Consider the following 22048-nt stretch of genomic DNA (forward strand, 5'->3'; position numbering starts at 1 on the left):
TAAATGCTTATTTATTTCCGGCATCTCTCTTAGCACGGAAACGAAGTGTAGGATCAAGGATCTTCTTACGGATACGGAAGCTCTTAGGAGTGATCTCAAGAAGCTCATCTGTATCGATGAAGTCAAGTGCCTGCTCCAGACTGAGTACCTTAGGAGGTGTCAGCTTTAATGCATCATCAGCACCGGAAGAACGGGTGTTGGTCAACTGTTTCTTCTTGCAGACATTTACTTCGATATCATCGGTACGTCCATTTTCACCGATAACCATTCCGGCATATACAGGTTCACCTGGTCCGATGAACAGTGTACCTCTTTCCTGTGCATTGAACAGACCATAAGTGATAGAAGTACCGGTCTCATATGCGATCAGAGAACCCTGTGAACGATAGTTCATATCACCCTTATATGGGAGATATTCATCAAAGATCGTATTGATAACACCATTTCCCTTTGTAGCGGTCATGAAGTCACCACGGAAACCGATCAGTCCACGGGAAGGTACAAGGAACTCCAGTCTGGTTGTACCGTTTCCGGTAGGAGCCATACCCTGAAGCTCACCCTTTCTGGAATTTAACATATTAATAACTGTTCCGGTAAATTCATCCGGAACATCGATATATGCAATCTCAAATGGTTCAAGCTTCTTACCGCGTTCGTCTGTCTTATAGATAACTTCGGCTTTGCTGACTGCAAATTCATATCCTTCACGTCTCATGTTCTCGATCAGGACGGATAAGTGAAGTTCACCACGACCGGATACCTTGAAAGCTTCTGTTGTCTCTGTTTCTTCTACACGGAGACTGACATCTGTATTTAATTCACGGAACAATCTGTCACGTAAATGTCTGGAGGTTACAAACTTTCCTTCCTTACCGGCGAAAGGAGAATCATTTACCATGAATGTCATGGAAATAGTTGGCTCTGAAATTTTCTGGAATGGGATTGGGTCCGGATTTTCAGGAGAACAGATCGTATCACCGATATTAACATCTGCAATACCGGAGATGGCTACGATCGATCCGATGTCTGCTTCATTTACTTCTACTTTATTCAGACCCTCGTAAACATAGAGCTTACCGATCTTAACCTTTAACATTCTGTCAGGGTCATGTTCATTTACAATAACAACAGGCTCATTTACAACGACCTTACCGTTGTCAACCTTGCCAACACCGATACGGCCTACATATTCATTGTAGTCGATCGTGCTGATCAGAACCTGTGTACCTGCATCCGGATCACCGGTAGGAGCAGGAATATAATCAACGATGGTATCAAACAGTGGCTTCATATCTGTACCCGGTTCATCTGGATCAAGAGAAGCAACACCTGTCTTTGCTGATGCAAATACAAATGGGCAGTCAAGCTGATCGTCATTTGCATCCAATTCGATTAGAAGCTCAAGAACTTCATCTACAACCTCTTTAGGACGAGCTTCAGGACGGTCACATTTGTTTACACATACAATAACACTGAGGTTCAGCTCCAATGCTTTCTTCAGAACGAATTTGGTCTGTGGCATGGCACCTTCGAAAGCATCAACAACAAGAATAACACCATTTACCATCTTCAGGACACGTTCTACTTCACCACCGAAATCAGCATGTCCCGGAGTGTCGATAATGTTGATCTTTGTCTTACCATAACGGACGGCAGTGTTCTTGGAAAGAATCGTGATACCACGTTCACGTTCAATATCATTTGAGTCCATGACACGTTCGGTAACTTCCTGATTATCACGGAATACACCACTCTGTTTCAAAAGTTCATCCACTAATGTTGTTTTGCCATGGTCAACATGGGCAATAATCGCAACATTTCTGATATCATCTCTGGTAATCTTCATTTTTTTCACTCTTTCTTTATGATATTAAAATTACTTACAATACAACGTTTACCATTCTAGCATACGAAAAAAAGCATTTCAATGGAAATGATAGCCGAAAATTACACCAAAATATTCGGTAAAATGCGCCGAACTGTACAAAAATATGTTATTATTAGAAAGTATGACAGGCGGGAACGGTTCCTGCTAAATAAGTGATTTGGAGAGGTATTAAAATGAATGAGAAAAAGGGCAGAGCGATCGCACTGTTACCGATCGGTGTATTTCTGGTATTGTATCTGGGACTTGGGATTATATTTGAATATGTGATGAAAATTCCGATGGGCTTTTATAATGTGCCTATCATCGTGGCATTTCTTGCAGCTATTCTGGTCGCATGTATCCAGAACCGGGAATTGGTATTTGATAAGAAGCTTGAGATTATGGCACAGGGAGTTGGGGATAAGAATATTATAACGATGCTGTTGATCTTCCTGGCAGCGGGTTCATTTGTCGGGGTAGTCGGAAGAAGCAGCGCAGAGAGTGTAGCATATTTTATGCTGACACTGATTCCGGCAAGATTTTCAGTAGCGGTTTTGTTTGTTGTTGCCTGCTTTGTATCAGTTGCTATGGGCACTTCGGTTGGAACGATCACATTGTTAACACCGATTGCTGTAGCAGTGTCGAGAGCGTCTGGCTTTGATATGGCATTTTGTGTTGCATCGGTTATGGGTGGAGCAATGTTTGGGGATAATCTTTCTTTTATCTCAGATACGACGATTGCGGCATGTAATGGACAGGGATGTGAGATGAAAGACAAATTCCGGGAGAATTTCTGGATCGCGTTTCCGGCAGCGGTTATAACGCTGATATTAATTCTTGTACTTTCATTTCAGACCGACATACGGGGTCAGGTCAGCCAGTCTTATAATCTGGTGCAGATCATACCGTATGTTCTGGTGCTGATCGGTGGAATTATAGGGCTGAATGTATTTATCGTATTACTTACGGGAATTGTATCCGGAGCATTTATTATGCTGATGTGGGGACATACTGCACCTGTTGATCTTCTGACAAATATGGGCTCCGGTGTTTCCGGAATGTTTGAAACCTGTATGGTAGCAATATTAGTAGCGGCGTTATGTGCACTGATCCGGGAATATGGCGGTTTCGATGCACTTCTCAGTTGGATACACAGGATCTTTCGAGGAAAGAAAGGCGGACAGCTCGGAATGGGGTTGCTAGTCGGAACAATGGATATTGCAACTGCAAACAATACGGTAGCAATCGTTATGGCAAATCCGATTGCCGGAGAAATGGCACAGGAATATGGAATCTCTCCGAAGAAGACTGCCTCTTTGCTTGATACCTTTTCCTGTATCTTTCAAGGGATAATCCCATATGGTGCGCAGATGTTAGTTGCAATTGCCGCGGTAGGAGAACTGGGTGATTCCATTTCTGCTTTTCAGATCATGCCGAAGCTTTTTTATCCGATGTTCTTGCTGCTGACATCACTCGTTACCATAATAAGAAGTGATAAATAATAGAGACAATTCAAGAATATAGAAAACGCTGATCTGTTTCTATACGAATTAAGTGAATTATAAAAGAGTTTATCGGCGATGTGAACATGTATACTATTATGAAGCAAGCCTGTTTTAACGCCGGTTCTTAGTGAGTCGCCATAGGCGAAGAACTTAGTACCGTTGCGTTGAAATAGAGTGCAAGCGTCTTGCGTAATAATAGGTGTGCATATTCACATTACCGATAAACTCTTTTTGTAATATTCACTCACATAGGAACAGATCAGCGTTTTCTGTTTTATTTGCCAAGTAACATATTTTCCAGTTCCTCCGGTGAGAAGGTGTAAGACGAGTTGCAGAACTGGCAGTTTACCTCGATCGGCTTATTGTCTGCGAGCAGATTTGCGATCTCTTTTTTACCGAGACTGATAACGGCCTGTGAGAAACGTTCCTTACTGCAGTTGCAGTGCCACTTCGTAGGAATGGTATCGGTAACTTCTACATTATAGCCTTCAAAGATCTGCTTCACGATATCAAGCGGTTCCATACCCTGGTCGAGGAGAGCGGTAATGGATGTGAATTCACCCAGACGTTTTTCCAGATCAGAGATCAGTTCCTCGGATGCAAATGGCATAAGCTGAATGATAAAGCCCCCGGCTTGTTTTACTGTGTTGTTCTTCTCCATCAGAACACCTAAAGCTACAGAAGTTGGAATCTGTTCTGAGGTTGCAAAATAATACGTCAGGTCTTCTGCAATCTCACCTGAAACAAGCTGGGTCTGACCGATATAAGGCTCTTTTAAACCGATATCCTTGATCACGGAGAGCACGCCCATATCAAGAGCTTTAGCGACATCCAGTTTTCCCTTATCATTTGCATGCAGGATAACCTCCGGATTGTTGACATAGCCTTTGACATTGCAGTGCGCATCAGCAGTCACTGTTAGTCCGCCGATTGGACCGCTGCACTGGATCTGGAGCGTTAGCAGATCGGAGTCATTCTTACATGCAGCCCCCATCAATGCACCTGCGGTTAGCAGACGACCGAGGGCAGCGGTAGCAACCGGACTGGTATTGTGAATACTTCTTGCTGTTTCAACGATTTCCTTTGTGGTGCCGGCAAAGAAACGAACCTGTCCATCTGCCGCCATACCTCTGATAATATAATCACTCATATGTTATTCCTCGTTCTTTCTATATATAACGTAAAATATTGCACTTTTAAGGTGCCTTTTTAAAAATAATACCTGCATTTATAAAGTGCTGATTAATAACAAAATAATGCTTGTACTTATAAAAGTAGTGCTTAATAAAAAATTGATGACTAAAATCACTACGGGCAGGAGATCAGATATATAATTTGCCTTCGTGATGTTTTTCTCTGGCTATCACATAGACACGTTCACTGTCATCGGTTGCTGGCGTGTGCGTAAATGCATCATACATGGCAAGAAGCTCCATACCTGCCTGTTCTACACAACGAATCATGTCCTCACAGGTCAGTCCGATCTGGTAATGGAATTCCTGCGTTTTTCGGTACAGGTCGTTCTCCTCTTTCAGAAACAGGCTGAGTGCAAGCTCGTTGACATTTTGTTCCTCATCATAATAATTATCCCAAATGAAGCTGACATCATCCCGATCCTCAGCAATCACTGAATCTGCAACGACATCCCGGAAATAGTGTTTGGTCTTAAAATCACAGATAAAGATACCCCCTGCTTCCAGATAATTATTTGCAAGAGAAAAAACGGTAGTGATCTGATCTGTATTTGACAGATAGTTGATGCTGTCACAGACGCATACAATGGCATTTACTGTTCCATATAATTCAAAGGAACACATATCCTGTTGGAGATACATAATGGATGAGAAACCATTCGCAATCTTTTTTTCATTTGCAATCTCCAACATATCGGAAGACACATCAATTCCGATCATATCATAGCCTGCGGCTGCAAGTCCTTCCGTGATCGTTCCCGTTCCGCAACCAAGCTCGGCAACCAGACCTTCGGTGATATTGTATTCATGGAGCAGGCTGGTGATATAAGATATCCATTCGTCATAAGGAATGTTATCCATCAGCTCATCGTATACCTGCGCGAAGCTTGTATAGGCATCCATAGAAAAACCTCATTTCATAAAATCTCAATGCCATCATTATATACATCTCAGAAAGGAAAAACAACCGTTTCTTTTGGAGCAGTTTTCTATTTGCTGCGGCAGACAGAATGTAAAAAATAAGGTTTGAGATTGAACATGGTGGGCTTTTGTGTTAATATAAATTCGGTTAGAAATCCTCATATGGAAGAAACCATATATGAAAGTGGGTAGTTTGGAATGATAAAGTTCTACAGAACAGATCATAAGGTTTTGTCAGAGATAACAGAATATGAAGACAATATGTGGGTTTGTATGACGAAACCTACAGTAGATGAGACCAAACTGATTGCAGAAGATTTTGAGATTGATCTGGCAGATGTCAGAGCTGCATTGGATGATGAGGAGAGCTCCCGTGTGGAGGTCGAAGATGGTTATACACTGATCCTTGTCGATATTCCGTCGATCGAGATGAGAAATGAACGCGAAGCATATACAACTATTCCTTTGGGTATTATCCTCGTAAAGGACATTCTGATCACGGTATGCGCGGAGGATACGCCTGTTCTGGATGCATTTATTGAGTCAAAGGTAAAGGAATTCAGTACAAAGAAACGGATGCGCTTCATGTACCAGATTTTATATAGAAACTGCATGACCTATCAGTATTATCTGCGAGTTATGGATCGCAGAAGAAATCTGATCGAGCAACGGATCCAGGATGAGACAGAGGATGCGGATCTGATTGATCTTCACGAACTGGAATCTAACCTTGTATACTTTGCAACATCACTTCGTGCAAACGGAGTTGTATTAGATAAGCTTGCAAGATACAGCAGTATCAAGCAGTATCCGGAGGATCAGGAGCTTCTGGATGATGTTATGGTCGAGAACAAACAGGCTATCGAGATGACCGGAATCTATCGAGATATCATAAGCGGTACAAGAGAACTGATGACGACGATTATCAATAACCGCCTGAACAATATCATGAAGTTCTTAGCGGCTATCACCATCGTAATGGCGATCCCGACGATCATATCCGGTATCTATGGAATGAACGTATCAGGTAAGTGGATGCCTCTCGCAGAAACCCCATACGGCTTCTACATTGTATGTGGTATCATTGTCCTGATCTGCATAATCATAGCCCTAATCCTCAAGAAAAAGAAAATGTTCAAGATGTAAAAATAAATCCGTCAAGCAAATAAGCAGCGTGTCTGTGTACAGACAACGCTGCTTATTTATTTGACGGATAAACACACATAAGCATGAAGGACGATAGTCCGGAATGCGCATGTGTGTAGCGATTTCGAAAGTTCGAAGAACGGAGAAATCGTATTATTTTTACAGGTAGAGGGAGGGTGACACATAAGCATGAAGGACGATAGTCCGGAATGCGCATGTGAGAAGCGATTTCGAAAGTTCGAAGAACGGAGAAATCGTATTATTTTTACAGGTAGAGGGAGGGTGACACATAAGCATGAAGGACGATAGTCCGGAATGCGCATGTGAGAAGCGATTTCGAAAGTTCGAAGAACGGAGAAATCGTATTATTTTTACAGGTAGAGGGAGGGTGACACATAAGCATGAAGGACGATAGTCCGGAATGCGCATGTGAGAAGCGATTTCGAAAGTTCGAAGAACGGAGAAATCGTATTATTTTTACAGGTAGAGGGAGGGTGACACATAAGCATGAAGGACGATAGTCCGGAATGCGCATGTGTGAAGCGATTTCGAAAGTTCGAAGAATGTTGACCCTCTTGCCTCATAATGCTAAACTTAACTTATTTAAAAACCAACATTCATTTCAAAGACAGAAAGTTTCTATCCTTAGAACTTATGGAACAAACCTGTTTGAATGCCGGTACTTAGCGATCCACGAAGTGGGAGCTTAGAACCGCTGCATGAAAACAGAGCGAGAGCGATTTGCGTAATAAGTTACTAAGGATAGAAACTTTCGTCTGGGAAACGTGGGAAAGGAGACAACAACGATGAAGCTGTTTCATTTGTCGGATCTGCACATTGGCAAGATCGTAAATGGATATGAGATGTGGGAAGACCAGCGCTATGTGTTTGACCAGATCCTTGCATATGTAAGAGAAGAACAGCCGGATGCCGTGATGATCGCAGGAGATATCTATGACAAAGCAGTTCCATCCGCAAAAGCAGTAACAGAATTTGATGAATTCCTGACTGAACTTGCAGACAGCGGAACGATCATCCTCATTATCAGTGGCAATCATGATTCGGCAGAACGTCTGGATTTTGCCAGCAGTATCATGAAAAAGCAGAATATATATATGAAAGGAACCTATGGTGGAGAAGCCATGAAGGTGACGATGCAGGATAAATGGGGAGATGTGAATTTTTATCTGATGCCGTTTGTAAAGCCGTCAAACGTAAAAAATACATTATCGGATTTAACAGAAGAACCGGAGAAAGAGTCAGCAGCCTTAACATATACAGAAGCCATGCAGCAGGCAGTTGCAGCCATGCAAGTTGATCCGGGGAAAAGGAATGTACTGATCGCCCATCAGAACGTAACAAATAGTGGAGTGAACCGGCGGTCGGATTCGGAGACAATATCGATCGGTGGACTGGATAATATTGACCGTACTGTATTTGATATATTTGACTATGTGGCACTTGGACATCTTCATTCTCCACAGCAGATCGGAAAGCCGGAGATTCGGTACTGTGGCACACCGGTTATCTATTCTATGTCGGAAGCCGACGATCAGAAATCTGTCACAGTGGTAGAACTTGGAGAAAAAGGAAAGCTTTCGATCCGTGAACTGCCCCTGCACCAGCTTCATGCGTGGTACAATTTTACGGGTACACTTGATGAAGCCATGAGCCGGGAAGCAAATGAAGATTATGCGAGAATTGTGCTAACGGATAAGGAAACGATCATTGATGTTCAGGCGAGACTTCGGACCGTGTATAAGAACCTGATGTCAGTAGAATTCCAGATGGCAGATGGCAGCAGACCGGAACAGGAACGGACACTTGAGGATGTGAAGAATCTTGCACCTGATGAGGCATTTGCGGATTTCTATAACAGAAAGATGAAACGGGAGCTGTCCGATGAAAATGCGGTTTATATCAGACAGTTGATCCGGGATTATTATGAACAGAGACAGGGGTGAAGATGATGCGGCCACTGGTACTTACAATGGAAGCGTTTGGAACGTATATAGAAAAAACGGAGATTGACTTTCGAAAATTTGGGAAACAGGGACTTTTTCTGATCTCGGGAGATACCGGATCGGGAAAGACAACGATATTTGACGGAATCATGTATGCCCTTTACGGAGAGACCAGCGCAGGAAGCGGGAAGAATAACACCGGACGAAACGGTGAAATGCTCCGAAGTGATTTTGCAGATCCAAAGCAGCTTACTTATGTAGAGCTGTTATTTGAAAGCGGCGGTCATGAATATAAGGTCTGGCGAAGTCCGGCGTATGAGAGACCGGGATACAAATCCATGAAGCAGGCAGAAGTGCGCTGGATGGAGGATGGACAGGAGACAGAGCTGAAAGCGGCAGATATTGATGGTAAGCGGACAGCAGGGGTGATCGGCAGGGTAAGAGAGGTGCTGGGACTTACGGCCGATCAGTTCCGACAGGTTGCGATGATCGCACAGGGAGATTTTAAGAAGCTGTTAGTTGCGGATACGAAGACCCGAAGCGATATCTTTAAGACGATATTTGATACGAAGATTTATGAATATATCCAGAACAGGATCGCACAGGACTGTAAAGAGGCAGAGGGGGTCTATACAGAGCTTGTTGCAAAGGTAGATCGTACGATAGAGGGAGTAGAGCTGCCGGATGAAACGGAGCTTTATAAAACAGGGCTTCAGGATCTGCCGGAGCATCTGGAAAATCGTCATCTGGCATTTGATGATATTCTGGAAGAGCTGCACAGCCTGAATCAGATCGAAGAAAAGCAGGCGAAAGATCTGCATCATCAGATTGAGAGTTATACACAGACCAATAACCAATATGACAACTGGTATACAGCAATCGAGAAAAATAAGAGAATCATTGGTCAGACCTATGATGGCTATGTGGCACATCTCGATGCATACAGACAGGTGAAGCAGGAATTTGTCAGTGCAGAAGCACAGAATCATAGTATGGAAGCACAGTCTACAGAACCGCTTATGCTGAGACAGGCGGAGCTTCAGAAACAGGCAGATTCTTTTGTGCGGTTAAATGAGATGGAGAAAGAACTGCTGCTTGTGGAGCAGGTATGCCATCAGGCAGGAAAGAAAAGACAGGATATTCTTGCAACAAAGAAGAAACTTCAGAAGCAGACCGAGGAGCTGGAACAGATCGTGAATCCGGGTGACACTTCACAGGTGAAGCTTGAGAAGGTTCAGACAGAAAAGAAGCAGATTGCAGAACGTATGCAGCGGTTACAGGAGCTTGAAAAAGAATGTCTGGAGATTGATCATCTGGAAATTAAGAAACAGCAGATGGTGGTTGATAATCGGAGCGCATTTGAGAAGCGGAATCAGGCAAATGCGAATTACGAGGAAGCTATCAGAAATCGGAATGATCAGATCTGTGGAGAACTGGCAGCGAACCTACAGGAGGGAACACCGTGTCCGGTCTGTGGAAGTAAGACACATCCGGAAAAGGCACATTGTGACGGAGCTGTTGTAACAGAAGAAATGGTAAAGAAGCTTCGTGCTGCATTTGATCAGGCGGATGCTTCATTCAGACGAAAAGAAAATGAACTTGGAAGCCTGAATGGTCGTCTGGAAGAAAAACGGAATCAGACAACAGCAGCGGTTATGGAGATGGCAGCCTTTACCATACCGGATCAGACAGCACAGGCTGATGTTCTGATAGATGAGGTCAGAAAACTACATGTAATCTGGGAGAAAAGGACAGAGGAAACAGAAGCCAGACTGCGGACACTTGAGAAAGAGCACAGAAGTTATCAGGAACATAAAAGGCAGCTTGGCGAGCTTCGTTTGCAGATAAAAGAACTGGAAGAAACGGAAGTGCGGGTAACAGAGGAATATCAGGAGGCAGACCGGAGTTACACGGCAAAGCAGGCAGCCGCGGCACAGATGCGACAGGAGATCCGGGGGGATGAGTCGGATATCCTGAAGCAACTGCAACAGGTGAGAAATGAGATTGCCGAGGTGAACCGGAAGAAGACAGAGGCAAGAGATACTTATAATAAACTTGCAAAGGAACTCTCTGCACTGGAAACAAATCTGAAACGTGATGCAGAAGATCAGAATATGCAATACAGACAGGAATGGCAGTTGGAGAAAGATGTTCTTTCTGCACTTGAAACGGACAGCGGAGAAATGAACACATCTGTAAATGACGAAAGTGTGATACAGAAGCTTCCTGACAGCAATCAAGAAAATGATTTTGCAGATGAACAGGAACTGGAAAAGCAGGCAGGCGGCTACGGAGAATGTTATACACATTTCTGTACGACATCAACGGTTCTGCTTGAACAGATATCCGGGCAGATAGAACGCACGATCCGGAAGAAAAACAGTGTTGCCATCAGGCATGATGCAATCGCGGAACGATTAGTTAAGAATAAGGCAGCATACAGCAAATTAAAGAAGGATTATGGAGCATATCTGAATATCTATAAGAAATACAGTAAGCTTCAGGATCTTTCACAGGCCGCACTTGGTAATTATAAGCTGGAAACCTATATACAGGAGGTCTATTTTGACCGCATTATAGACAGTGCGAATCACAGACTGCGCCAGATCGTATGCAACCAGTTTGAGCTGAAACGCGGACAGAAGACTGCAGGAAACAGAGGGCTTGATTTGTTCGTGCTGGATCATCGGACGGGAAAAGAAAGAGATGTCAAAACACTGTCCGGCGGGGAAGCATTTGTAGCATCTCTGTCTATGGCACTTGGACTTGCCGATATTGTATCTGCAAATGCGGCAGGTGTAAGAATTGATACATTATTTATCGATGAAGGCTTTGGCTCACTGGATTCTGATATTCTGGAGCAGGCATTAAATGTACTGGCTGAGTTGTCCGAGTCCGATCATCTGGTTGGTATCATATCTCATGTGGAAGAGCTGAAGCATCGTATCGACCGCCAGATCCTGGTTACTAAGGATCATCAGGGCGGCAGTCATGTGGAGATACAGGTGTAAAAAATATACCCCACTGATCATAGGAAGATATCTGCTTACAGGCATTTGTATGATCAGTGGGGCATTTTTTAATATTTTACAGGAATTCCGTTTACGGATACTTCATCTGTGATCTCGATTACGATACATTTCCGTCCATCGATCTCACGGGTCTCTACGAGATCGGCGCGGTCAGGATTGACCTTGATCACAACCTCCGGAGTCTTTACTTCAAATGATTTTGTACTGGCGATATTATTTGCATAGAGCTGTACTTTTCCCGGAGCCGGTGCAGGCAGCGTCTCTTCGGAACCTTCGGCAACCGGACGCTGGTTCACGGAAGCAGCAGCGGCGCGATCAAAGTTTGCATCAAAGGTCTGCAGTTTTTCTTCGGATACTCCCGAGGTTTCCAGAAGATTCTTTAATGAATTTCTGGATAAGGTCAGTGGCTCCGGACTATCTTTTTGTTCCTCGATCATTTCATTCAGATTCTCATGGATATTCCGGATCACTTCATAATCACAGTCCATTCCGAGTGTATCGGTGATGATCGTCTGGAACGCCTCTTTCTGATTACCGGCAGTTACAGGCATTCCCGTTCCGAGAATATAGCGGATAAATTCTTCATGGATTTCCTCCGGCTTCTTCGTATAGTAGAGGACATTATGGATATCGGCTGTCCGGTCGATAAATGCAGGGAACAGGAAACCGATATCAGGAACATCCACGATCCAGTCACGGATACGGTTGTGGAAGGTGTTCTCCGAATCAAAATAACTAAGTCCTGCCTTTGACAGATTAACATGGCAGATACAGCACATGATGTATTCGTAGATCTCATCCGAGGCATCATCCATTGTCAGTCCGTCTGTGGTCTTTCCGGGTACGTCATATATATCATGGATCAGCAGGATCAGATAGTTTCCGGTATAGTCATAATTCTCGATTACCTTATCATAGAACTGGTCGATCAGTTCATCATCCTCTAATTTGCTGTTACGCAGCTTTAACAGAAATTCCTGCGTACCGCCGTCAAATTCCGAATCTGTGGGAAACGGCATCGTGATCAGATTCTTTCCGATCGAGCCGGACAGATTTTTCTTAAAGATCTCAAAATATTTAAATGCTTCCTCCTCCGGCAGAGAGAGAAATGCTTCCTTCATTGTCGCAATTTTACGTCTGTCACCATCCACATAGCAGCCACAGATCTTATCGATCGAACAGGTAGCCTGCGCAAACTGATGCCGGATTTCCAGAACCTCTTTCTTTGTCATATGTATCAAACTCCTTTATAAAAACTTTAATAGTGCATTATGTGTTTCATGCATTCTATGCATTTAAAAAATCTAAAATAAGCCTAATAAGTGTATCACCTAAAAAAAACAAAGACAAGAATTGACATCCATAACTTTTAATATTTCACATGGTTAACAATGATATTTAGATTTGTAAAAACAAATGTGTAATAAGTATATTGCCATACCAATATACAGATAGAAGTGTGGAATGATATATTTCATGTAGCAAACCTATCCGAGTGCCGGTACTTAAGTTGCGTCTTTTGCAACTTTATGTACCGCTGCATCGAGGATAGAACGAGAGTGATTTGCGAAATGAAGATATATCATTCCACACTTCTATCGTCCCCACATCTTAATAAATCTTAAGGATATCCCAAATTGTATCTTAATGGTAGAAAGCCTTACAATGATACCGTCAAAGAAAGATATGGAAAATATCAGCGGTTTGCTGTATCCTAAAAAGGAATGCGTGGTGCGCACACGTACCCGATAAGATACAGACAACAATCATATTTTCGGACGAGGAGAAAAGAAATGTATAATATACTAATTTGCGATGATGAGAAAGATATCGTATCAGCTTTAAAGATTTACCTGAAAACATCCGGCTACAATATTTATGAAGCTTACAACGGAAAAGAAGCGTTAGAGCAGATCAAAGAGCATGACATCCATTTGGTGTTAATGGATATCATGATGCCGGAGATGGATGGGATCACAGCGATGTTAAAGATCCGCGAGGAGACGAATCTGCCGGTTATCCTTCTGACCGCAAAGAGTGAAGATACAGATAAGATCCTTGGACTGGAAGTGGGTGCAGATGATTACATTACCAAGCCGTTTAATCCGGTAGAGGTGATCGCCAGAGTGAAATCGCAGCTTCGAAGATATATGCAGCTTGGAAGCGGACAGATCAAGAAAGATGCGATCGTGATCGGGGGAATTGAGTTGAATGATAATTCCAAGCAGGTTACGGTCGATGGCAAACTGGTCAGTCTGACACCGACAGAATATGATATTTTAAGACTTCTGATGGAACATCCGGGACAGGTATTTTCACCGAGAGATATTTACAAGGAAGTCTGGAAAGAAACACCGCTCGGAGCCGAAGGTTCGGTAGCTGTCCATATCCGTCATTTGCGTGAAAAGATAGAGATTAATCCCGGAGAACCAAGATATATCAAGGTGATCTGGGGCAGAGGTTATAAGATGGAATATCAGTAAACCTCTATACAGTCTGACAGGAATGGAGAATGCGAAACATGAATAAGTTAAAAAATAACAATCCCTTTAAATTACTGATCTATACGTTATTTTTTATCACCTGCAGCGTTGGATTTATATTGGGTTATGTACTGCTTGATATGTATGAAGCCGGAATATTTCAGGGCAGATCGGAATCGGAGCTGCGGGCAGAACTGGAAGCGGATTATCAGAGCGAGATGTTGACTACCTGTGTGAATCGTGGTGCCGAGTATATTAGAAATACTCTGGATATCAGTTACAGTGATGATGAATGGGGAGACTATGAATACGATCCCGATGCTTTGCAGAAAAAGGATATGAATCATGATAATGTTGTCGATGCAAGTGATTTTCTGATGCTGTTGTCGGAAAAGGAAAATGCATTTGATAAATATGATCGTACCTATAAAGAGGATTTGGAGAAAATATATGGATATGCGAAAACAGATCTGTATGTGAGTGTTGGTGATGATTGGGATTCTTCAAAAACGGGTGAATCAAATTCCATTATGCTGGCGCAGACAGATAATCTGCCGGAAAAAGCATTAGTATATGGAGTTTTAGGAGAGAAAGCAGTTGTCAGTACGACGACCGGTATTCCTACAGGAAAGATTCTGAGATATGATACCTATAAGGAAGCACAGAGTATCGGTGTGGAAAAAGAAGGAAACAATTATAATTATGTTAACCTGCGTATGCCGGATGAAGCAGCTCTTTCCAGGTCAGAGGTGTCTGATGATTATGGAATTGATCTGAGTGATCTGGAGGGAAATACCACAGATACGGAAGCAGAGACGGAAGCCGAAACCAAGAATTCAGGAATATCGGAAGAGTCTGCAACATCAGAAGATTCAACAACAATGGAGGAGGAAATAGAGAGTTCCGGTTCATACAATACGCCGGAGGGAGTAACGATTTCTTATAATAGAAATCAGATAGCGATCACAGCAAACGGAACGACAAAGCAGTACGAGTATTATGCGGAGGATGATATGTATTATCCGATCATAAAAGATGGATATACCGTAATCGTTGGCAATTATGCAGGAGACGATATTACGATATATGCTTCCGGTAATTTATATATCGACGGCACATCTGACGTTTCTTCACGTATGAATAAGAGCCTACAGGCGATCAGCAAGGCTGCTTCGGGAAAGAACAGAATCCTGCTCTTCTTTGGACTTGATTTTGTTTTGTGTATCATATTCATGATCACAAGTATGGTATTATCCGGTAAAGACGGTGTTGTAAGAAAAACAGAAAAGGTTCCGGTTGAAATTATATTGACTGGAATAGTCGTTTTGATAAGTCTGTTGATTGCTTTTGCACAGAATATCAGTTATTCCTTATCATATGCTTATTATAGTTACAGCGGTACAGACCGGCTTCATTATTTTATTGATAGCAATATTACAGGACATGATATTGAGACTATTGTATGTCTGATCGGTTTGGGTTGTATCTGTACGGTCGGACTTTTACTGATCAACAATCTGATCGCAAGAGTCAAACAGTCGAATCTGCTTAATACATCATGGATTGTCAGACTGGGTCGCAAACTATTTGGAAAATCGGGAAAGATAACCGCATTTTTCCGGTATGTATTCAGCAAGGTTCCATTTATAATAAAAGCGTTCCTTTTGTATATCGTAATTACGATCGTTGAAATTATAGTAGCATTGCTTGTTTTTAATGCTGTATATATAAATGAAGCTGGATTTATTGTATTAATGCTGTTGAAGATCATCTGTGCAATTGCCTATATGGCATTTGTCTGTATGATGCAGGAGCTTTTCCAGGGTGGTGACAAGCTTGCAAAGGGCGAGTATGGTCATAAGGTAAATACAAGATTCATGTTTGGAAAGTTCAAAGAACATGGCGAGAATCTGAATCATATCAATGAAGGTGTCCAGCTTGCGGTAGATGACCGGATGAAAAGTGAACGGATGAAGACGGAGCTTATCACGAATGTATCGCATGATATCAAGACACCGCTTACTTCTATTATTAACTATGTCGATCTGCTTCAGAAGGAGGATATTGAAAAAGAACCTGAGGCTTCTTATATAGAAGTAATAGCAAGGCAGTCAGCAAGGTTAAAAAAACTGATCGTGGATCTTGTGGATGCTTCTAAGGCATCGACCGGAAATGTAAAGGTAGAGCTTGTAAACATGGATGCGAATATGATCGCAGAACAGGCATCCGGTGAATATATTGACAAATTGATGCAGAAGAACATCACGCTGGTAACGAATCTCGCAAAGGATCGCGCAGGGATCGAAGCAGATGGCAGACACCTCTGGAGAGTATTTGATAATCTATTAAATAATGCATTCAAATATACGATGCCGGGGACTCGGTTATATGTAAATACTTATATAACCGATGAAGATGGAAATGTGATCCGTGATCTTAAAAAGAGCATCAAAGAACCTGCGAAGGTATGTATAGAGTTCAAGAACATATCAGAAGCACCGCTGAATATTTCAAGTGATGAACTGATGGAACGCTTTGTAAGAGGTGACAGTTCCAGAAATACAGAGGGAAGCGGACTCGGCTTATCCATTACAAGAAGCCTGTGTCAGCTTCAACATGCGGATTTTAACATTGTGATCGATGGAGATCTGTTTAAGGCTGTGATTACATTTGCATACTGTAAAGAACCACAGGAAGATCAGGATGTGGATCAGACAGAAGCTGCAGAAGCCATAGATATTGAACAGTAGTCACCGGGATTCGGAAAAAACAGTTATTTGTTCACAAAATATATAAATAATTATTGACAACTAACGAATGTTAGAATATACTAACCAACATAAGAACGTAGTAGTTATATTTATTGATATAAAAATGGAGGAATAAAATGATTGTTCAGGAAATCCGTAATGACAATGTGTTTGGTTATGTAAGATATCAGGGAGAACCAAACCGGAAGGATGCAGTGATCGAGAAGCTTAGAAAACAGGGATTTCGCATTACAAAACAGAGATGCATTCTGTTAGATATTATTCTGGATGAAGACTGTTCTTCTTGTAAGGAAATATATTACAAGGCTGTCAAAAGAGATGACAGCATAGGAATCGCAACGGTATACAGAATGGTGAACACTCTGGAAGACATAGGTGTGATCAGCAGAAAGAATATGTACAAGGTTGCGTGTTTCTAAAAATGGGATCATCCCCCACCGGAATGTACACTCAGGTGTAAAAACACATACAAACATACAAACGGGACATCCACAATGGCGTGGATGTCCTTTTTTGTGTATCGTAGTTCTGTAGTTGCCCCTGCAGCCTCCTGTATAATAAGCCTGACTTGCTAAGTTTCTATTCGACTCGCACGCCGATTTGTCAGCAGTCGCCCTAACTCACCCTTATGGGTTCAAACAAGGGCTTGGTGCTGACAGCTAGTGCAAGTCTCATAAACGAAACTACGCAAATGTCAATACTTATTATACAGGAGATTGCAGGGGCAACTACGAAACTACGATGCACAAAAAATTAAGGCAGCTACAAATGTGAAATTTTCATATTTGTGGTTGCTTTTTTTAGTTAAGTAGTATAGAATTACCCTATAAGTGGAGTGAAGTGGTGGATTGGTGCCACAAAGTGGAGGAAATGAGTCGAAAGAAGGTGGAATGAGTGTCCAAGTGTTTAACAGGTGAATATGAACACAGATTAGATACCAAAGGGCGACTTATCATGCCATCCAAGCTTAGAGAGGAACTCGGCTGCACCTTCATGATCACAAAAGGTCTGGACAATTGTCTGTATGTTTATCCGAATGATGAATGGCAGCAGTTTGCGGACAAGCTGAACCAGCTCCCGATGACGAATAAGAGTGCGAGACAGTTCAAGCGTTTCTTCAACTCAGGAGCAGTAAAGTGCGAAACGGATGCACAGGGTCGAGTGATCATTCCACAGACACTTCGTACATTTGCCAATATCGAAAAAGATGTTGTCATCATAGGTAACGGAGAAAAAGCAGAAATCTGGAATAAGGAAGCATGGGATGAGATCAATAATGAAGAATCCCTGAATATGGATGAGATTGCAGACAAGCTGGACGAACTGGATTTCAGAATATAAGGACAGAAGTGGTAGTTATGGAATTTAAACATACATCGGTTTTACTGGATGAAACCATTGAAAATTTGAATATCAAACCGAATGGTGTTTATATGGATGGAACCCTTGGGGGAGCCGGACATTCGAGAGAAATAGCGAAAAGACTTGGATCGGATGGTCATCTGATCGGCATCGATCAGGATGGTGAGGCGATCGCGACAGCGAAAGAACGACTGGCAGAGTACGGTGATCGTATCACAGTCGTAAGAGATAACTATCAGAATTTTAAAAGCATACTAGACGAGCTAAATATAAGTCAGGTGGACGGGATACTGCTGGATCTCGGCGTATCTTCATATCAACTCGATAATGCGGATAGAGGATTCACATATCGGGTTGATGCTCCCCTTGATATGCGTATGGATGATCGCCAGACAAAGACTGCGAAGGATATCGTAAATGGATATACCGAGCAGGAGCTCTTTCATATACTTAAGGAATATGGCGAAGAACGATTTGCAAAAAGCATTGCATATCATATTGTGAAATATCGTGAGAATAAAGAGATAGAAACGACAGAAGAATTAAACGATATCATCCGTGGATCGATTCCCGCAAAAGTAAGAAATGCTCAGGGACATCCTTCAAAGCAGACATTTCAGGCGATTCGCATCGAATTGAATCATGAGCTTGAAGTACTGACGAATTCCATTGATGGAATGATCGACTGTTTAAAACCGGGCGGAAGATTATGTATCATCACATTCCATTCGTTAGAAGACAGGATTGTGAAAAATGCATTTCGTAAAAATGAAAACCCGTGCATTTGTCCACCGAATTTTCCGGTGTGCACATGCGGAAGAAAATCAAAAGGAAAAGTGATAACAAGAAAACCGATTCTTCCAACAGAAGAAGAAATGGAAATAAATTCAAGATCCAAAAGTGCAAAACTCAGGGTGTTTGAAAAAGGTATGAATATATAAAAGGGGTGTTTTAAAATGTCAGAAAGACGGAATCACTACTACATAGACGGAAGTACGGTTCGAAAGCTGGATTATTCAGCAGAACCGGTCAGAAGAGAATATGAACCTGTAAGGAAAACTGAGATGCCGGAACGTCATCCTGCCGGAAGAAGACCGGAGAGACAGACAGCAGCACCTGCAAGAAAGCAGATGCCACAGAGAAAGAAACAGGTAAGAACAAAACAGGCACCGGCTGTCAGACAGAGAGACAGAAGATGGGTAGATGAATTAAGGCATGGACTGTTCTTGACATTTGCGGTAATATGTGCAGTAGGATTATGTTTTATTGTACTGAAATTATCTGCAGATGTAAAAGAAAGCAAGAAAGAGGTTACAAGCCTTCAGAGCCAGCTGAATGAACAGCTGAATGCAAATGCAGAATACAGCTCAGGTCTGGACAGCATGACAGATCTGGATGAAATATATAAGATCGCTACAACAGAACTTGGTATGACATATTCAAAGCCGGGACAAACTGTTTATTATTCACAAAACAGCGATGATTATGTTGTACAGTACAAGAACATTCCTGAGACTAAATAAGCCTCAGGAAATTTTGCGTTATGCAGGAGCAGGAAGAACAGCATAACAGAAAAATATTTTATAAAGGTGGAACTATATGTCAATAAAAGGAAAACAGTTCTTAAAAAGAATGAAGACAAGACTGCTTATCATTTTTTTCGCGGCAGTAATATTCTTTGCGGTATTAGTTGCAAGAGTTATTTATATCAGTGTTGCAAAAGGTCAGGAGTATCAGGAGGAAGTGCTGGATCAGAAATCTTATGATAGTCTTGATATACCATTTGAACGGGGAGATATCGTAGACCGAAACGGAAATGTTCTTGCAACAAGCGAGAAGGTATATAATCTTATACTTGAGCCAAAAAATATTCTGCGGACAGAAGCAGGCAAGAAAGCAACAAAGGCTGCGCTGATAAAATATTTCAACATGGAAGAATCGAAGTTCGATGAGTGTATGCAGAATACGGATTCCTTTTACAGTGTCGCCATGAAGGGACTTGCTTATACAGATGTGAAAGCCTTTCAGGAATTTTGCAGTACAAAAGACGGCGCAGATGTGATCGGTGTGCGCTTTGAAGAGGAATATAAAAGAAAATATCCAAATGGCAGTCTTGCCTGCCATTTGCTTGGTTATACAGTAAGCGGAAATGTCGGACAGGGTGGAATCGAAGGCTACTATAACAGCTATCTGAATGGCGTAAACGGTAAGACCTACGGATATCTGACAAATGATAATACCGTAGAATCGGTTACGGTGCCCGCGCAGAATGGATATACAGTAGTATCGACTATCGATCTGAATATTCAGAAGATCATTGAAGATAATATAGAAGAATACATGAAAACGACCGGCGCAAAGAAGATCGGTGTTATTGCGATGGATCCGGATACAGCAGAGGTTCTCGGTATGAGTACATCTTACAGCTATGATCCGAATGAGCCGATGGATACAGATGCGCTTCGTAATATGAAAGTTACTGTTACAGAGAGTACAGAGGCTGCGACGGAAGACAGCAGTGAAGAAGGATCTTCTGAGGACACTACAGATGCAACAACGGAAGAACCGAAAGATCCGGAAAAGATCACATATGATTTTTCATCCATGACAGATGATGAATTTAAGAAGACGATCGATGATCTGACAAGTGATCAGACATATGAAGCCTTAGATGCGGTTTGGAGAAATTACTGTATCAGTGATATCTTAGAGCCGGGTTCTACATTTAAACCGTTTACGATTGCAGGAGCGATTGAAGATGGTGTGGTCAAAGACGGAGATACATTTTATTGTAAGGGTTACGAGATCGTAGCGGATGGTACAGATCCGATCTATTGTCATAACCGAACTGGTGACGGTACACTTACATTAAAGCAGGCATTAGAACAGTCCTGTAACGTGGCATTAATGCAGATTGCAAAGTCAGAAGGAAAAGAAACCTTTTCCAAGTATCAGGATATATTTAATTTTGGAAGCCAGACAGGTATCGATCTTTCCGGTGAGGGAAGCGGACTTGTATATTCGGAAGAAAATCTGAATCCGGTTGAGCTTGCTACTTCATCCTTTGGACAGGGTATCAATGTAACAATGATCCAGATGGCAGCGGCCTTTTGTTCATTGATCAACGGTGGTAATTATTATACACCTCATACGGTCAGACAGATTGTAGATGAGGATGGAAGCATCATAGAGAACAATGAACCGGAACTTGTTCGTAAGACAGTATCAAAGAGCACATCGAATCTGATGAAGCAGTATATGGCCGGCGTAGTTACTGAGGGTACCGGTTCCAGAGCAGCGGTTGAAGGCTATACGATCGGCGGTAAGACAGGTACAGCAGAAAAGATCCCGAGAAATAAGGGAAATTATGTATTATCATTTATAGGATTTTCACCTGTAGAGAATCCACAGATCATGCTCTATGTAGCAGTAGATGAGCCGGATGTAGAGAGTCAGTCTACATCAGGTGCCGGAGCACTTTTATTTCATGCAATCATGGAAGATCTGCTTCCGTATATGAATGTATATCAGAGCAGTGATGAAGATGTAACCTATAATGGTAAAGATGAACCGATCAGTTCTCCATTTGAAGGTGATGTAGAAGATTCGACAGGAGAAGCTTCTTCTACAGAAGAAAGTACAGCAGAAGACGATACCACAGAGGATGATACAACAGCGTCATCCGAGGACACAACAGAGGGTACGACAGAAGCCAAGGTTACAGATGAATAAAAATGGAAATATCCGGGACATTATCGCCGGTGGCATATTTGTCCGGGAAAAGTAATAAGATATAAGGATAAA

Annotated in this window: 14 protein-coding genes and 1 pseudogene; 11 read left to right on the plus strand and 4 right to left on the minus strand. The window is 42.2% G+C overall.

Translation table 11 applies throughout. From position 1 onward, the window contains the following. Positions 1 to 7: 7 nt before the first annotated feature. A complete protein-coding gene (gene typA, locus LK416_02660; protein ID UEA75102.1) occupies positions 8 to 1846 on the minus strand; it encodes a translational GTPase TypA in 1839 nt (612 codons plus the stop codon). 215 nt (positions 1847 to 2061) lie between these two features. Between typA and LK416_02665 the strand changes: the two genes are divergently transcribed. Then, positions 2062 to 3369 (plus strand): Na+/H+ antiporter NhaC family protein, encoded by a 1308-nt coding sequence (locus LK416_02665; protein UEA75103.1) that lies wholly within the window; start codon positions 2062 to 2064, stop codon positions 3367 to 3369. A 277-nt stretch (positions 3370 to 3646) separates the two neighbouring features. Here LK416_02665 and hslO read toward each other — a convergent pair whose 3' ends face one another. Both hslO and LK416_02675 read right to left on the minus strand, forming a co-directional pair. Beyond that, a complete protein-coding gene (gene hslO / locus LK416_02670) occupies positions 3647 to 4522 on the minus strand; it encodes an Hsp33 family molecular chaperone HslO (protein UEA75104.1) in 876 nt (291 codons plus the stop codon). A gap of 172 nt (positions 4523 to 4694) precedes the next feature. Further along, positions 4695 to 5468: a class I SAM-dependent methyltransferase gene (locus LK416_02675; protein ID UEA75105.1), complete on the minus strand. Its 774-nt coding sequence runs from the start codon at positions 5466 to 5468 to the stop codon at positions 4695 to 4697. 216 nt (positions 5469 to 5684) lie between these two features. On the opposite strand from LK416_02675, the gene LK416_02680 reads away from it, so the two are divergent. The 3 genes from LK416_02680 (at position 5685) to LK416_02690 (ending at position 11607) form a co-directional block, all read left to right on the plus strand. After that, the gene (locus LK416_02680; GenBank protein UEA75106.1) at positions 5685 to 6632 is read left to right on the plus strand and encodes a magnesium transporter CorA family protein; all 948 of its coding nucleotides are present in this window, start codon (positions 5685 to 5687) and stop codon (positions 6630 to 6632) included. A gap of 806 nt (positions 6633 to 7438) precedes the next feature. Continuing rightward, positions 7439 to 8596, plus strand: a complete 1158-nt coding sequence (locus tag LK416_02685; protein ID UEA75107.1) for an exonuclease SbcCD subunit D — start codon at positions 7439 to 7441, stop codon at positions 8594 to 8596. Positions 8597 to 8598: 2 nt separating this feature from the next. Beyond that, complete coding sequence (locus LK416_02690) at positions 8599 to 11607, plus strand: SMC family ATPase (protein UEA75108.1); 3009 nt, start codon at positions 8599 to 8601, stop codon at positions 11605 to 11607. Positions 11608 to 11675: 68 nt separating this feature from the next. Here LK416_02690 and LK416_02695 read toward each other — a convergent pair whose 3' ends face one another. Further along, positions 11676 to 12860: a DUF4317 domain-containing protein gene (locus tag LK416_02695; GenBank protein ID UEA75109.1), complete on the minus strand. Its 1185-nt coding sequence runs from the start codon at positions 12858 to 12860 to the stop codon at positions 11676 to 11678. A gap of 561 nt (positions 12861 to 13421) precedes the next feature. On the opposite strand from LK416_02695, the gene LK416_02700 reads away from it, so the two are divergent. From LK416_02700 to LK416_02730, 7 genes and pseudogenes are all read left to right on the plus strand, one after another. Continuing rightward, positions 13422 to 14111 (plus strand): response regulator transcription factor, encoded by a 690-nt coding sequence (locus LK416_02700; GenBank protein UEA75110.1) that lies wholly within the window; start codon positions 13422 to 13424, stop codon positions 14109 to 14111. A 38-nt stretch (positions 14112 to 14149) separates the two neighbouring features. Further along, complete coding sequence (locus LK416_02705) at positions 14150 to 16861, plus strand: HAMP domain-containing histidine kinase (protein ID UEA75111.1); 2712 nt, start codon at positions 14150 to 14152, stop codon at positions 16859 to 16861. A 152-nt stretch (positions 16862 to 17013) separates the two neighbouring features. Further along, positions 17014 to 17295, plus strand: a pseudogene (locus tag LK416_02710) (transcriptional repressor). A gap of 481 nt (positions 17296 to 17776) precedes the next feature. Then, positions 17777 to 18223: a division/cell wall cluster transcriptional repressor MraZ gene (gene mraZ, locus LK416_02715; GenBank protein ID UEA75112.1), complete on the plus strand. Its 447-nt coding sequence runs from the start codon at positions 17777 to 17779 to the stop codon at positions 18221 to 18223. A gap of 17 nt (positions 18224 to 18240) precedes the next feature. Continuing rightward, positions 18241 to 19185 (plus strand): 16S rRNA (cytosine(1402)-N(4))-methyltransferase RsmH, encoded by a 945-nt coding sequence (gene rsmH / locus LK416_02720; protein ID UEA75113.1) that lies wholly within the window; start codon positions 18241 to 18243, stop codon positions 19183 to 19185. 15 nt (positions 19186 to 19200) lie between these two features. Continuing rightward, positions 19201 to 19767 (plus strand): hypothetical protein, encoded by a 567-nt coding sequence (locus tag LK416_02725; protein ID UEA75114.1) that lies wholly within the window; start codon positions 19201 to 19203, stop codon positions 19765 to 19767. Between the two features lie 76 nt (positions 19768 to 19843). Continuing rightward, a complete protein-coding gene (locus LK416_02730; protein ID UEA75115.1) occupies positions 19844 to 21976 on the plus strand; it encodes a penicillin-binding protein 2 in 2133 nt (710 codons plus the stop codon). Positions 21977 to 22048 lie beyond the last annotated feature (72 nt).

Source organism: Lachnospiraceae bacterium GAM79 (genome assembly GCA_020735665.1).
GTDB lineage: Bacteria > Bacillota > Clostridia > Lachnospirales > Lachnospiraceae > Coprococcus.